Consider the following 13759-nt stretch of genomic DNA (forward strand, 5'->3'; position numbering starts at 1 on the left):
TTAAAATTTTTGCTGCGTTAAATGGTATCGGGTTAGAGTACTTCCAGAAGTTCAAGATACTTCCGGTTGGCCGCGTAGTTATCCGTTTTGATAAAGATGAAATCATCCAAACCCGCCTCGCGGTAGGTTGCCTCGTGAGCACAAGGATCACCAGCCAAGATCACTATCGTATCCGGCAATTCTGTCTTGATTGCGCGAATCAAAGCAGGAGCTTGCTCCACGTAATCATCATCAATACCGCAAATTACAGTGATCTTAGCTCCTGATTCCTTCAATGCTCCGACTGCTACATCGGGGGCTGAAAATCCTGCTGAAGAGACCATTTCGAAGCCCCCTGTTTCGAAGAAATTACGTGTGAAGTCTGCCCGTATTTTGTGGCGACGCAATGCCCCCAAATTAGTCAGGAAGATTTTTGGCCCATGTCCATTAGTGGCTGCGTATGCGGCAGAGGCCGAGCGCAGCTCTTCATAATCTTCAGCGAGACGGTGATTTGGCAACGCTTCAATGCAGATTGCCGGGCCAGCATTGGCACGTAACGCGCGGGAAATTTCACCTAGAGTTGCACCAGTGGTTACAGCCTCGATCATCTTAGTGATTTTTTCCTGCTTGGGAGATTCCTGGATTTCCACCAGCAAGGCCATAATCAACTCATCAGTCTTCTCATCGTTTTGCATGCGGCGGCGCTCAACTTGGCTCGCCCGCTTCTGCCGAATCGCAGCGTAATCCGGGATGCGACTCTCAAGCGGCTTCTCGCCAAGGTTAGGGTATTGGTTTGCTCCCACCAATGAGAGACGGCGCTGCCCCACCAGTTTTGATTTCTTTCGGGCAGTATCGGCAACCATGTCTTGAATTACTTTGCGGTGCAAAGCTTCTAACATCCCGCCTGCTGATTCGATTTCCTGAAAGAGGCCCCAGGCCTTACGGGCAACCTCTTCGGTCAGACTTTCAATATACCAAGAACCACCAGCGGGATCGACAACCGCCGTTAATTCGCATTCCTCCTGTAAGATGACTTGCGTATTACGCGCAACACGGCGCGAGAATTCGTCAGGCTCGCGAATAATTTCATCAAAGCTTCCTACGCAAAGGCTGTCCACGCCTGCCGTCACACCGCAAAGCGCTTCCGTAGCGGAGCGTAGCATATTCGCATAAGGATCATGGCGCGTCTTGTTGTTAAAGCCAGTTCGCGCATGCAAGCGCATAAGCTGGGCTTGAGAATCGCCGCCCAACTCCTTGACAATTCGCGCCCAGAGCTGGCGTGCAGCCCTAAGCTTAGCGAGTTCCATAAAAAAGCTGCCTCCGATAGCGGCGCTAAAGCGGATCTGGCTAGCAGCCGCGTTAATATCCAAACCGCGTGAAGTCAGTGCGCGTAGATATTCCAACCCTGTCGCCAACATTGCTGCTAGCTCTTGAGTGGCGCTGGCACCCGCACAATGATAAGGTAGCCCACTAACACCCATGGAGGTGAATTTCGGCATCTCGACCGCATTCAACTCCGCAATGCAAAACATTTCATCGTAGAGTTGATCCGGTGAGGTCGGTAGAGCACCAGCACTGGCCAGAACACTCATCGGGTCAACCCCCAGCCCGCCCTTAATCTCTGCTAAATTTGCTTCATCCTGACTGGCCAGCCAGGCGCGGAATAACGCGTAAATCGGAGCGCCTGCGCAACCACTCTGAAAATAGATTGAAATCGCGTTTGGATAGATGTTAGCAAACGCGGTATTGAAGTCCCACAGAGTCGCAAGGGAAAGCCCACAAGCAGCAACCTCGCCATCGCGAGCAGCATCAGGATCAAGCCCTTTCAAAGTGGCGATGTCCAAAGTGATGTTCAAGGCATCCTGTCCACGGTGCAGATCACCCAAGGCAATACGGTTAAACTCCGCAGGGTCGCCATAGGGCAATTCTTGCGCTATTTCCCACGGAATAGAGCGATAACCATCAGCCCGTGCTCCCCGAGTGTAGCCATCAAAGCCTGGCATAGTCGCAGCAGCGGAGGCCGTCGCCAAGTCCTCTCGTCGATAGATTGGCTGCAGTGTAATGCCCTCTGGCGTCAGAGTATATAGCTTTTTTTCAAACGGCGCGCCCTTGAGCAGCGATACCGCAGCGTCCTTCCATTCATCATAGCTCGCGGCTTTAAACTCAGCGAGCAAGGGTTTGTTTCCTGCGTTTTTCATCAGTGATTTTTCTCCAATTAGAGTGTCTCAGTATTCGCAATGCTGTTAATTGGTAAGCGTGCTGTCAATCAGTAAATTTTATACTTATTCTGTTTGACTTTAGTAAAGCTAATCGATGAAATTGCCATAAATAGGAAACAAAATGATTCAAAAAATCGACCATCTAGGCATTGCAGTCAGGAACCTCGACGAAGCGACTAAGTATTACGAAGAGGCGCTCGGCCTTAAATGCGAAGGACGCGAGGAGGTTGCATCGCAAAAAGTTAAAACCGCCTTCTTTACCGTAGGAGAAGTGCATTTGGAGCTATTGGAGCCTACCGCAGACGACAGCCCCATTGCTAAATTTCTCGCAAAAAACGGCGAAGGCATTCACCATATAGCCTTTGGCACGGATGACATAACAGGCCAACTCAGCCAAGCGGCCGACCAAGGCATCCGCCTGATCCACGAAGTTCCTTTTGAGGGAGCAGCGGACAAACTCGTTGCGTTCCTTCACCCAAAATCCACCCACGGTGTACTGACTGAATTTTGCATGCCAAAATAACTTAACCACTTACTATTAGTTAATCTTAAACCACTACGTCCATGGCTATTGACCCCCAATTAATGGAAGAACTCAAACGGCACCGTGAAACTGCCGCTAAGGCGGGAGGCGAGGACAAGCTCGCCAAGCGGGCAGAGAAGGGCCAGCTTTCAGCCCGTGCCCGGCTCGAATATTTCTTTGAAGACGGTTCGTTTCAGGAATTTGGGATGCATGCCCAACACACCTGCCACCGTTTTGGCCTCGCCGACAAGCCACTGCCCTACGATGGCGTCGTCTGCGGAACGGGCTACGTCAACGGGCGCCCCGTCGCTGCATTCAGCCAAGACTTCACAGTCGGCGGCGGGGCGCTGGGCCGCATTCACGCCAAGAAAATATGCGACCTGATGGATTACGCTCACGATGCTGGCATTCCGGTAATTGGCGTCAATGACTCTGGTGGCGCTCGAATCCAAGAGGGCGTCGACTCACTTTCGGGCTATGGCCAAGTGTTCTTTAAGAACGTCCTTCTCTCCGGCGTGGTCCCACAAATTGCAATTATCGCTGGGCCTTGCGCAGGGGGTGCCGCTTATTCCCCTGCCCTGACGGACTTCATCATCATGACGAAGGACAACGCCAATATGTTCATCTGCGGACCAGACGTCATTAAGGCAGCGACTGGCGAAAAAGCTGAATTAGAGCAATTTGCCAACGCATCGGCACATGCTTCAGTGAGTGGAAACATCCACATGATTGCCGAAGATGATCAGCACGCGATGGACCTTACCGCAGAGTTGCTCTCATTTCTGCCTAATAATAACATAGCCGATCCACCCCATAATTTGGAACTCGGCATTGATCTGGCAAAAGACATCGGCATGAACGAGCTCGTGCCCGCCAGCCCCAAAGAAGCCTTTGACGTACATGACGTTATTGGGCGGCTGGTCGACGACGAGCATTTTTTCGAGATCATGCCAGACTTTGCTAAAAACCTGGTCGTGGGCTTCGCCCGCATTTCCGGTGTGGTGGTTGGCATCGTTGCTAACCAACCCAAGGTAAAAGCAGGCACGCTAGATATTGATTCATCGGACAAGGGGGCGCGCTTCATCCGCACCTGCAACATCTATAACATACCGATCGTCACCTTGGTCGATGTCCCCGGATTCATGCCGGGCTTAGCACAGGAGCGCGGCGGCATCATCCGCCACGGTGCCAAAATGCTTTTCGCTTACGCGGCCGCAACCGTGCCTAAGATCACCCTGATTATGCGCAAAGCTTATGGCGGGGCCTATCTGGCAATGTGCTCATCCGACATGGGGGCCGACTTGGTCTTCGCTTGGCCAACGGCAGAAATCGCGGTCATGGGCCCCGAAGGTGCAGTTAATGTGCTCTTTCGCCGAGAGATAAAAGAAGCTGCCGATCCTGTCGCCAAGCAAAAAGAGCTGGTCGACCACTATAAGGGCGAATTCGCTTCGCCCTATCAAGCAGCAGCCAACGCCATGATTACCGACGTGATTGAGCCATCGGAAACACGCTCCAAAATAGCCCTTGCTCTCCGGTCAACGCTCAACAAACGCGACAACCGGCCTCCCAAAAAACACGGTAACATCCCACTCTAGGCAACATGATGCACACCACTGCCATAATCGCTTCCTTGCCCGCTCATCCGAGCATTGGTGAGAATATGACATTCATCGTCGTCGGTTTCCTCTTCGTCACCTTTGTTCTACTAACCTTGGCGGGCGTTACGCAGATGATTAGTCTGCTGTTCCGCCAAGCGGATAACGCAAAAAAGAAGCCCGCGCCTGCGACGACTCAGCAACCCAACGTCAGCACATCTGTCGAAACAACCCCTGAAGCAGAGGATGCGTCACTTGATCCACTGACTGCCGTTGTTATCGCCGCAGCTGTGCACGCTATCATTGGCGAGAAGCCACACCGTATCCTGAACATTCGCCCATCGAGTCACGGCTGGGCCCAAGAGGGCCGTCGCGCAATATTCACCTCCCACAAAGTCCGCTAACTGCAATCGCTATTTTCTCATGAAACGTTTAAAAATCACTGTTGAAGGCAAAACCTACGAAGTCGAAATCGAGATGCTTGACGATGATGGGCAGTCTATGGCAACTACGCCCACCCCACAAAAAGCAACGACACGCAGAGCCTCGGCATCAGCGACACCAACAGCCGCCGCTCCTGCCACTAAGCCGAGTGCCGGTGCCAGCGCGGGTGACGTACCCAGCCCGCTGTCAGCAGTCGTCATATCGATTGATGTTCAGCCGGGCCAAGAAGTCAACGAAGGCGACCGACTCATCACCCTTGAAGCCATGAAAATGAATACGATCGTCAATGCACCATCCGCTGGTGTGGTGAAGGCTATCCATGTGAAAGCCGGTGACGCAGTCGAAGAAGGCCAAGGTCTGATTGCTTTGGGCTAAGCCCAGCAATCCTTATACAGGAAGAAACACCCATGGAACTATCCGAATTATTCAGACTGACGGGCTTTCCCGACTTGAGTTGGGAGATGATTGTCATGTGGCTCATTGTCGCTGGCCTGCTTTACCTCGCCGTATTTAAAGAGTTCGAGCCACTGCTGCTTGTACCGATAGCATTTGGTGCACTGCTCGCAAACCTCCCAACGGAGAACATGGTAAACCGACCGGCGGGCGAATTATTCAGCCCAACCAAGGGTATCGTAGTCGCCGCCTACGCTGAGCCGGGACAAACCATCACCCTACCCCGAACGCCACGCTATCAGCCCAATCACTTAACCGAACTAGGCACTGAGGACGACATTCAGCGTCTCTTTGCAGAAGAAAATGCGCTCTATGGCGAAGGCAATCAGACACTGCTCTATGTCATTCGTGGCGAACATTCCAGTGAGCACGAGCCATTGAATATCGTGGTCCCTTGGGCGGCTGGCGGAGATGAAGCCAGTATTTCAGTGATCGGTAATGAATACCTCATCTGGGCAGACGCCAGCGGGCGCGTCACTCAAAACAATGTCCATGTAGGCGACGCTGTCGTGAAAGGTCAGCCACTGGCCCGCGTCCACAGCGACCATACTGGCGGATTATTTCACTACATTTCTCTGGGCATTATTCTCGAAATATTCCCTCCGCTGATCTTCCTCGGAGTGGGCGCACTGACCGACTTCGGCCCATTGATTGCGAATCCCCGCACATTGTTGCTGGGCGCAGCGGCGCAATTTGGCGTGTTCGCGACATACATTGGAGCCATTTCGATGGGCTACTTCACCGCAGCAGAATCCGCTGCCATCGGTATTATTGGTGGAGCCGACGGGCCGACGTCCATCTTTCTCGCCAACGCCCTCGCCCCGGATCTATTAGCACCGATTGCCGTAGCGGCCTACAGCTACATGGCGCTGGTGCCCGTAATCCAGCCCCCGATTATGCGAGCGCTCACGACCGTAAGTGAACGCAAGATTCGTATGAAGAGTCTTCGCAAAGTATCGCGTTTGGAAAAACTCATCTTTGCATTGGTCGTCACGATATTCTGTATTTTGCTAGCCCCTGCGGCAGCACCGCTGATCGGCATGCTCATGCTCGGTAATTTCCTCCGCGAGTGCGGCGTGACACAACGCCTCTCCAAGGCCGCGCAGAATGAGTTGATTAACATCGTGACTATCTTCCTGGGTGCCAGCGTGGGCATCACTATGACTGGTGCCCGATTCCTGAAGGCGGAAACTCTGCTGATTCTTGCACTGGGCGTTATCGCCTTTGGCGTCGCAACAGCCTCTGGCGTCCTGATGGCCAAGTGCATGAATATGGTCAGCAAAAATAAGATTAATCCGCTAATCGGCTCCGCTGGGGTATCCGCCGTTCCCATGGCAGCCCGCGTCAGCCAGGTCGAAGGACAGAAGGCCGATCCGAGCAACTATCTGCTAATGCACGCAATGGGGCCGAATGTCGCAGGGGTCATTGGCACCGCCCTCGTTGCTGGATATTTCATGTCTGTTCTCCTAGCCTCACACTAATAAAATTTCACAATCAATCATCGAAATCCGATAAACCAATGAAGACTTCCACGGCTATTCCTGAACTAACCGCAGCAGAAGCAGCCGCGCTTATTCAAAACGGAAACACGATCGGCTTTAGTGGATTCACCCCCGCCGGTGCCGCCAAAGCAGTCCCCAGCGCTATTGCCAAGCGAGCCATGGCAGAGCATGAAGCCGGGCGTCCGTTTAAAGTCGGCGTTGTTACCGGAGCCTCAACGGGCGACTCGCTCGACGGCGAGCTTGCACGCGCCGACGCCGTCGCTTGGCGGACGCCCTATCAGTCCGATAAATATCTCCGCCGTTCGATCAACGCTGGTAAAACGCATTTCTTTGATATGCACTTATCAATGCTGCCGCAGAATGTCCGCTACGGCTTCCTCGGCCCCATCCAGTTTGCCGTTATTGAAGCCTGCGATGTTTCACCTGATGGTGACATTGTGCTGACGACCTCTGTTGGAGCGACACCGACCTTCTGTCACGTTGCGGAGAAAATCATCATTGAGATCAATGATCACCACCCAAAAGCATTGCGTGGCCTACATGACATTTATGAACCACTAGACCCCCCCCACCGCAAAGCGATCAATGTCAATGCATGCAGTGACCGCATTGGCTCGGACGTGCTTAAGGTCGACCCCAGCAAGATCGTGGGCATCGTGCGCACCAGTCTGCCCGATGAGACTGGCGGCTTTAAAGCACCCGATGAAACTACGTTGCAGATTGGCGAGAATGTGGCGCGTTTCTTGGCCAACGAATTTAAGATAGGGCGTATCCCGCCGGAATTTCTGCCAATCCAATCGGGCGTCGGTAACATCGCCAACGCCGTTCTGGGAGCCATCGGCAAGCATCCCGACATTCCTGCGTTTGAGATGTATTCAGAAGTCATTCAAGACTCCGTGATTGATCTCATAAAGGAGGGCTGCATCAAATTCGCGAGCGCGACCTCGCTCACACTTAGCCCCCCCCGCTTGGCAGAAGTCTATGAGTCTCTGGAATTCTTTAAGGAACGCATGCTACTGCGCCCGCAGGAAATATCAAACCACCCAGAAGTCGTTCGCCGCTTGGGCATTATCTCCATTAATACGGCGATCGAGCTGGATATATTCGGCAACGTCAACAGCACGCATGTAATGGGCAAGGACTTGATGAACGGTATCGGCGGCTCGGGCGATTTCACACGCAATGCCTTCATCTCCATTTTCACCTGTCCATCAGTCGCCAAAGGCGGGGCCATCAGCACCATTGTGCCGTTGGTCAGCCACTTGGACCACAGCGAGCACAGCGTTCAGGTTGTCATTACCGATCAGGGAATCGCGGATCTGCGCAATAAAGACCCCCACGAGCGTGCACTTGCAATCATCGAAAATTGCGCCAACCCTGAGTATCGTGAAGACTTACATCATTATCTAGAATCCGTCAAAGAGGGGCACACCCCGCAAAGCTTGGCCCTCGCCTATTCGATGCACCAAGCTTACTTGAAAAATGGCGACATGCGCACAGTGAATTGGACTGACTGCGGTTGCGCAGAGTCATCTAATTCCTAGGCATTTGCCCCCCCCTCGTCCAAACAAGTGCGGGGGGCGGCAAAAGCCTTACTAAAACGTTCCAGCGGGATGTCCTAAACGCCCTCTCAAACGCCCATATCGAGGTCAAGTCCAGTAGCGGCGGCAGGATCGAGGAGCCAGAGCACCTTGTGCGAGTGAGCCTTGAGCAATTGAATTGGCTTATGGCGCGGATTAAATTCGCCATGAAAAGCCTGGAATAGCGCCTCTTCCTTGCCCTCGCCAGTGACCGAAACCACGATCAACTTACAGCGGGAAAAGCCCTCCGGTGTAATGGTGACACGCCAACCGCGCTCAGGCCAATTTATCGCTGCAAAGTTCTCATGATGTTGCGTACCAATAAGCGGGCAATTTGGAAATAGTGACGCCGTGTGGTTGTCCCCCCCCATACCGAGGAAGCAAATATCGAAGCAATGACTCGGGCCAAAGCGTTCATTCCAGCGGTGGTTGAACTCGTCCGCGCAAGCCTCGGGATCTAACTCTACGGGCCAGGGGAATTTGTTTAACTCAGGGACGTCCAAAGGCTGCAGCATATCACGGTTGGCGTGACCGAAGTTACTGTTATCATCGGACTCCGGGACACAACGCTCATCACTGGTGGACCAAACCACACGTTCCTTAAGTTCGGAGGAAAGCGCTTGGTGCTTGGCCGCCCAAGCGTAGAAGGCCTTGGGCGTAGAACCACCCGTCAGCCCGACGGCCACTTCGCCGTCTGTATTCTTAAGGGCATTCTTGATGAGACGCATTGTTTCAACAAACAGCGCTTCTTTGCCAAGCACATGGACTTGGCCCAACGAGGTAGAGAAAGATTTCATATCAGGTTGTTCTTCGAGGGTTGTCATCGTATTAGCAGCGAAAATTTAAGCAAAAAACATAGCTTCAGCGAGAGCTTTTTCTGAATCGAGCAATTGCACCTGCATCGGTGCACTCATGTGGCCAACTCCAAAGTCGGCAGTGATCTGCGCAACAGCACTGTCTGCCTCATGCGTCCAAAGTAAATGCCGACTGTCGCTGTAGGTCCACTCTAGCTCAAGGGAATGATCCTTCGGACAGTCGCCCATAACAAATTCCACACTGAGCGGGTTTTTGGTGCACTTTTCCAGACACTCCCGACACCAACGCAACAAGTTGGCCGCTTCCCCCTTCAGAGGCGCTTGGCCACGGGCTTCGACCTTCAGTAGGCCATCCACCAACTTCTTTGGCTCAACCGCGCTGAGGAACTGCCCCAAAGACTGACGAACCGGTAGCAGGCGCGCCCAAGCGAGATCAATCACGCCTTCGGGCCGCGGCCATTCAATGGATAGAAGGTCATTGCCATCTTCAGCCTCGATGGAAGAGTCAAAAATAACACGTCGGCAGCGCTTAACAAAGTCCATGTGCATCTGCGTGATGCGTTCCGCCGGTATGCGATTAAACCAGTGATATGTCGGCAGGTCGTTTTCCAGCCAGATCGACACTTGGCTGCTGAGGAAGCCAGCCTCACGCGTCGGATAACCCAGAATAACCGCCTCGCAACAGCACATATCGCGCATGGAATCACCAATGTAGCAGAGGCTGAAAATCTTGCCTTCGAGGAGGCGGTCACTGCGCTCACGGCCCATTGGACAAAGCGTAATAATGCGGCAAGGATACTTCTGCGCGAAAGAGATCGCAGTCTCAAATCGGGCTTTGGCCTCTTCAGGCGAGGTCTTCAATCCAAAGTGCAAAATAACGTTCATTTGCGAAGCCCGAAACTCGCTCGGGTTCTCGCTGGATGGGTCAAACGTGGTATTCCACATTTGAGACAACATGGGCGACACTTCGGAAACAGGCATGCGCAGGCCCGGCATTACGTCGAAAATAGTAGGCGGCTCGGCAGTAGACATGCATGAATCCTAGCCCAGCAAGGTCCCGATGGACAAGCCTTTGTGCAAACGAAGTGATAAAATTTTATGGCTGCCCAGTGGGTATCAACGTCATTCGGAGAAACGGCGCATCATCAATCGGAAGCGAGGCCCGCACAGTCAACTGCTCAGTCTTGGAGTCGAGGGTCGATTGCGACTCCGTCTGGGTGGTGAGCGAAACTTCCTGCCACGGGCCATTCAGCGGACCCTGCTCCAAACGAAAAGCGAATTCCCGCATGTTACGGCGACGATTAAAGCTCAGCGTTGCATATGTTTCACCCTCAATCGTCATGTAACTGCCAACCGGACCACCCGCAAGACGGCCGTTATTTGGATCCATGTTATAGCCGTATTCCTGCAGCAAATTTAATGAATCCCCATCGGTATCGAAACCCAATGAAAACTGGCCATAGCCATTGGCGTAAGAATAGAAATTGGGATACAGAATCGCGTAGATGTAATCCCGAAAGCTGTATACTCGCGTATAAATACCCGGTGGATCTTCCGTACCACAACCATCGCCATAACTAGTGATTCCGGCGACTACCCAAGCATTGTCATAAGAGCGCCTCACCAGCAATGGGCCACCGCTATCGCCAAAGCAGGTATCTGGGTTTCCATCAGGATTGCCCGCTGGCAACATGCTTTCAATAAGACTAATATTAAAATCACCCCACGCTGCCTTCGCTTCCTCAAAGGGCAGAATCGTCATATCAGCCTCCTGCAAAATATCAGGATAGAAACTCGGCTCTCTGGTCAATCCCCACCCGATAATCCGACCAACAACTCCCTCTGCCTGCCAAGCCGCTTCATCCGCAATCCCGATTGGCTCGATGTCTGCAACTGGCGTCGACAAGCGGAGCAGCGCTAGATCGTTTTCGTACGTTGGCCCGCCAGAATAACCGGGATGCCGAACAATGCTGGATATGGAAACTCTGCGCCCGCCACTGATTAAACTGTCGGTTCCAACAAGAATATCACGCGACTCAGTGGTCTGGCCATCAAAGCAGTGAGCCGCCGTCAGCACATAATAGGGGTGCACCAGCACGCCACCACACTTTTGCGCTTGGAAGTTGTCTGACTGGTTCCGATCCATGATACCTACCATCCATGGATACTCACCGGGAATGGCGTCACCGCCACCAATAATGTTCACCGTGAAGTCTCGAGCGGATAGTCCCAACGCCGTAAGGCACCCGATGATGATAAGGTAACGCACAAGATAGGATACCACTTCAGGAAGTTTTATTCTCAGAAAATAACAATTCAACCAGTTAACCCGTCGACAAACCGATGGCAGAAAAAATCTGAGCTAACCAACGCGCCTAAGGGCCGGCACGACGCCACTCGTGCTTACCCTCCCAGAGGAGACGGTCGGCTGCGAGTGGGCCCCATGAGCCCGATGTATAGCTGTCCAGACCTTTGCGTCCACACTCAGCCCAATGGTCAAGAATCGGAGTGTAGAGCTTCCACGATGTCTCCGTTTCGTCTCCACGGATGAAGAGCGTAGAGTCGCCCACCATCGCATCAAGAATCAGGCGCTCGTAGGCCTCTGGCGTATTCGAGCCAAAGGTCGTCGCATAACGGAAGTGCATCTTTACCGGCTGAGTCCGTGTTTCCAGACCCGGAATCTTCGAGTTCATCAACAAGGTGACGCCCTCGTCAGGCTGAATCTGAATGACCAAGGTGTTCGACGCCAAATCAAAACGGGCCGGGTCGGAGAACAGACTGCCGGAAGCCTGCTTGAACTGGATTGCGATCTCAGACACACGACGCGCCAAGCGCTTACCACTACGAAGGTAAAAAGGAACACCCTGCCAACGCCAGTTGTCGATCGACATGCGTAATGCTGCAAACGTTTCCGTGCACGATGTCGCCGGGATGTCCTTTTCCTGCATGTAGGCAGGAACACGTTCTCCGTCGATCAAGCCTTCGCCATACTGTGCACGGACGACATCGCCGTCGGGGCCAGTCTTCATTGGCTGAATCGCCTTGAGGAGCTTTACCTTTTCGTCGCGAATGTCCTCTGCTGAAAGCGATACCGGCGGCTCCATCGCAGTCAACGCCAGCAATTGCATGGTGTGATTCTGGAGCATGTCGCGGGTTGCGCCACTCTGGTCGTAGTAACCGCCGCGGGTTCCTACACCGAGGTTTTCCGCCACCGTGATCTGCACGCACTCCACGTAATTACGGTTCCACAGCGGTTCAAAAATGCTGTTGGCAAAGCGCAGCACCATCAAGTCCTGCACGGTCTCTTTACCTAGGTAATGGTCGATGCGGTAGACCTGCTTTTCGTCAAACTCGTTCGTAATGATCGTATTGAGCTCCTGAGCGGTCGCAAGGTCGCGGCCAAAGGGCTTCTCAATGATCACCTTAGAGGCTAAATCGCTTTCTTCGCCATGCTTTGCCAAGCCACTGGCACCTAGATTTTCCAAAATCGGCTTGAAGACAGAGGGGGGGGTGGAGATGTAGAATAAGAACTGCACGTCCCGACCCACTTCCTTCTCGATCGCGAGCAATTTCTCACGCAATGACTCAAATGCCTTAAGGTCATCATAGCCGCCTGCGTGGTAAGAAATATTCGGGCGCAAATGCTTCCACAGCTCATCGCTAAGTGGGCGACGGGAAAACTCTTTGAGTGCAGCCTCGGAATCATTACGGAAATCTTCGTCGGGGATAGGCTTGCGGCCATAGCCGATCAGGTGAAAATCACGCGGGAGTAGATTGTCGAGTCCTAGATTGTATAGTGCAGGGATCAGCTTGCGAGAAGTGAGGTCTCCAGAGGCACCAAAAATGACGATAACCGTCGGCGGTGCGCCTCGGTGCTTACTGAGACCTTGCAGGAAGGGATGGCGATCGGATGCGTCCGTATCTAACATAGCGAATAGTGTTTAAGTGAAGCTGTCTGGAAACAGTGGAACGTTCTCGTAATGATGAATAGAGAAATCCTCACCCATGCCAAGCCTGACTTCCACAATATCGAATCGAAAATACGGAGGCCGAGGCCGTAACTGGCGTAAATACGCCCGACAAGCCCGTAAAAGGCAGGTTTTTTTCTTCGCGCTAACACTCTGATAGCCATTGACGACGGCCTCGGCAGCTCGACTCCGGACCTCGACAAACACCAGCATGGCACCGTCTTGAACGATTAGATCCAGCTCATCTTTTCCATTTCGCCAATTGCGTTGTAAGATGCGGCAGCCTTTTTTCTTCAATAATTTGGCCGCTTCACGCTCACCAAATACTCCCCTGGCCGCGCGGTCCGTTGGCACACGCGTTTGACCCAAAAGACGCCATATATTACCCAGCATTCCGGCAAAAATCCAATATACCCCTCCCAAAGGCAAGGCCGAAGCGCCCATAGACACACTACTGAAGCCGGAAAGCTATACTTATCGGCCAATCTGACTTAGCCAATAATCCAATGAAACTATTAACGCTATTTTCATTGGGCAGGCATGTTAACTGACACAGGATTATGACGATAGTAACTAGCAGATGAAAATCGTTGACTATGTCAGTGAATCATGTCATGAATATAAGAAACCATGCCCCCTTTACGCTGAACTCGCGAAAAGCAGGCAACTCACTCCCCCCCC

12 protein-coding genes are annotated in these 13759 nt (G+C 52.8%); 6 read left to right on the forward strand and 6 right to left on the reverse strand.

Features of this window, described 5'->3' with window-relative positions:
- Nucleotides 1-32 precede the first annotated feature (32 nt).
- Complete coding sequence (locus IE065_RS11810; RefSeq protein WP_189515289.1) at nucleotides 33-2177, reverse strand: methylmalonyl-CoA mutase family protein; 2145 nt, start codon at nucleotides 2175-2177, stop codon at nucleotides 33-35.
- 142 nt (nucleotides 2178-2319) lie between these two features.
- On the opposite strand from IE065_RS11810, the gene mce reads away from it, so the two are divergent.
- From mce to IE065_RS11840, 6 genes are all read left to right on the forward strand, one after another.
- Nucleotides 2320-2721 (forward strand): methylmalonyl-CoA epimerase, encoded by a 402-nt coding sequence (gene mce, locus IE065_RS11815; protein WP_189515291.1) that lies wholly within the window; start codon nucleotides 2320-2322, stop codon nucleotides 2719-2721.
- Nucleotides 2722-2762: 41 nt separating this feature from the next.
- Nucleotides 2763-4316: an acyl-CoA carboxylase subunit beta gene (locus tag IE065_RS11820; protein ID WP_189515293.1), complete on the forward strand. Its 1554-nt coding sequence runs from the start codon at nucleotides 2763-2765 to the stop codon at nucleotides 4314-4316.
- Nucleotides 4317-4321: 5 nt separating this feature from the next.
- Nucleotides 4322-4720, forward strand: coding sequence for an OadG family transporter subunit (locus IE065_RS11825; RefSeq protein ID WP_189515295.1), 399 nt, complete (start codon nucleotides 4322-4324; stop codon nucleotides 4718-4720).
- 19 nt (nucleotides 4721-4739) lie between these two features.
- Nucleotides 4740-5135, forward strand: coding sequence for a biotin/lipoyl-containing protein (locus IE065_RS11830; protein WP_189515297.1), 396 nt, complete (start codon nucleotides 4740-4742; stop codon nucleotides 5133-5135).
- A 95-nt stretch (nucleotides 5136-5230) separates the two neighbouring features.
- The gene (locus IE065_RS11835; protein ID WP_189515393.1) at nucleotides 5231-6694 is read left to right on the forward strand and encodes a sodium ion-translocating decarboxylase subunit beta; all 1464 of its coding nucleotides are present in this window, start codon (nucleotides 5231-5233) and stop codon (nucleotides 6692-6694) included.
- A gap of 38 nt (nucleotides 6695-6732) precedes the next feature.
- A complete protein-coding gene (locus IE065_RS11840; protein ID WP_189515299.1) occupies nucleotides 6733-8259 on the forward strand; it encodes a butyryl-CoA:acetate CoA transferase in 1527 nt (508 codons plus the stop codon).
- An 86-nt stretch (nucleotides 8260-8345) separates the two neighbouring features.
- Here the strand turns inward: IE065_RS11840 and pgl are convergent, their stop codons facing one another.
- The 5 genes from pgl to IE065_RS11865 form a co-directional block, all read right to left on the reverse strand.
- Complete coding sequence (gene pgl, locus IE065_RS11845) at nucleotides 8346-9092, reverse strand: 6-phosphogluconolactonase (protein ID WP_189515301.1); 747 nt, start codon at nucleotides 9090-9092, stop codon at nucleotides 8346-8348.
- A 45-nt stretch (nucleotides 9093-9137) separates the two neighbouring features.
- A complete protein-coding gene (locus IE065_RS11850; protein ID WP_189515303.1) occupies nucleotides 9138-10142 on the reverse strand; it encodes a glucose-6-phosphate dehydrogenase assembly protein OpcA in 1005 nt (334 codons plus the stop codon).
- 64 nt (nucleotides 10143-10206) lie between these two features.
- Nucleotides 10207-11379, reverse strand: coding sequence for a S1 family peptidase (locus tag IE065_RS11855; RefSeq protein WP_194500034.1), 1173 nt, complete (start codon nucleotides 11377-11379; stop codon nucleotides 10207-10209).
- A gap of 106 nt (nucleotides 11380-11485) precedes the next feature.
- Complete coding sequence (gene zwf, locus IE065_RS11860; protein WP_189515307.1) at nucleotides 11486-13039, reverse strand: glucose-6-phosphate dehydrogenase; 1554 nt, start codon at nucleotides 13037-13039, stop codon at nucleotides 11486-11488.
- Between the two features lie 12 nt (nucleotides 13040-13051).
- Nucleotides 13052-13471 carry a YraN family protein gene (locus tag IE065_RS11865; RefSeq protein WP_189515309.1) on the reverse strand — a complete coding sequence of 140 codons (420 nt, stop codon included), beginning with the start codon at nucleotides 13469-13471 and terminating at the stop codon, nucleotides 13052-13054.
- Between the last annotated feature and the right edge of the window lie 288 nt (nucleotides 13472-13759).

The organism is Cerasicoccus arenae, assembly GCF_014651635.1.
Classification (GTDB): Bacteria; Verrucomicrobiota; Verrucomicrobiia; order Opitutales; family Cerasicoccaceae; genus Cerasicoccus; species Cerasicoccus arenae.

What these genes read in the sequence shown, in the direction of transcription:
- IE065_RS11835 (WP_189515393.1), top strand. Translation starts at nt 5,231, where the DNA reads ATGTGGCTCATTGTCGCTGGCCTGCTTTACCTCGCCGTATTTAAAGAG.
- pgl (WP_189515301.1), bottom strand. Translation starts at nt 9,092, where the DNA reads ATGAAATCTTTCTCTACCTCGTTGGGCCAAGTCCATGTGCTTGGCAAA.
- IE065_RS11830 (WP_189515297.1), top strand. Translation starts at nt 4,740, where the DNA reads ATGAAACGTTTAAAAATCACTGTTGAAGGCAAAACCTACGAAGTCGAA.
- IE065_RS11820 (WP_189515293.1), top strand. Translation starts at nt 2,763, where the DNA reads ATGGCTATTGACCCCCAATTAATGGAAGAACTCAAACGGCACCGTGAA.
- IE065_RS11840 (WP_189515299.1), top strand. Translation starts at nt 6,733, where the DNA reads ATGAAGACTTCCACGGCTATTCCTGAACTAACCGCAGCAGAAGCAGCC.
- IE065_RS11825 (WP_189515295.1), top strand. Translation starts at nt 4,322, where the DNA reads ATGATGCACACCACTGCCATAATCGCTTCCTTGCCCGCTCATCCGAGC.
- zwf (WP_189515307.1), bottom strand. Translation starts at nt 13,039, where the DNA reads ATGTTAGATACGGACGCATCCGATCGCCATCCCTTCCTGCAAGGTCTC.
- IE065_RS11810 (WP_189515289.1), bottom strand. Translation starts at nt 2,177, where the DNA reads ATGAAAAACGCAGGAAACAAACCCTTGCTCGCTGAGTTTAAAGCCGCG.
- mce (WP_189515291.1), top strand. Translation starts at nt 2,320, where the DNA reads ATGATTCAAAAAATCGACCATCTAGGCATTGCAGTCAGGAACCTCGAC.
- IE065_RS11865 (WP_189515309.1), bottom strand. Translation starts at nt 13,471, where the DNA reads ATGCTGGGTAATATATGGCGTCTTTTGGGTCAAACGCGTGTGCCAACG.
- IE065_RS11850 (WP_189515303.1), bottom strand. Translation starts at nt 10,142, where the DNA reads ATGTCTACTGCCGAGCCGCCTACTATTTTCGACGTAATGCCGGGCCTG.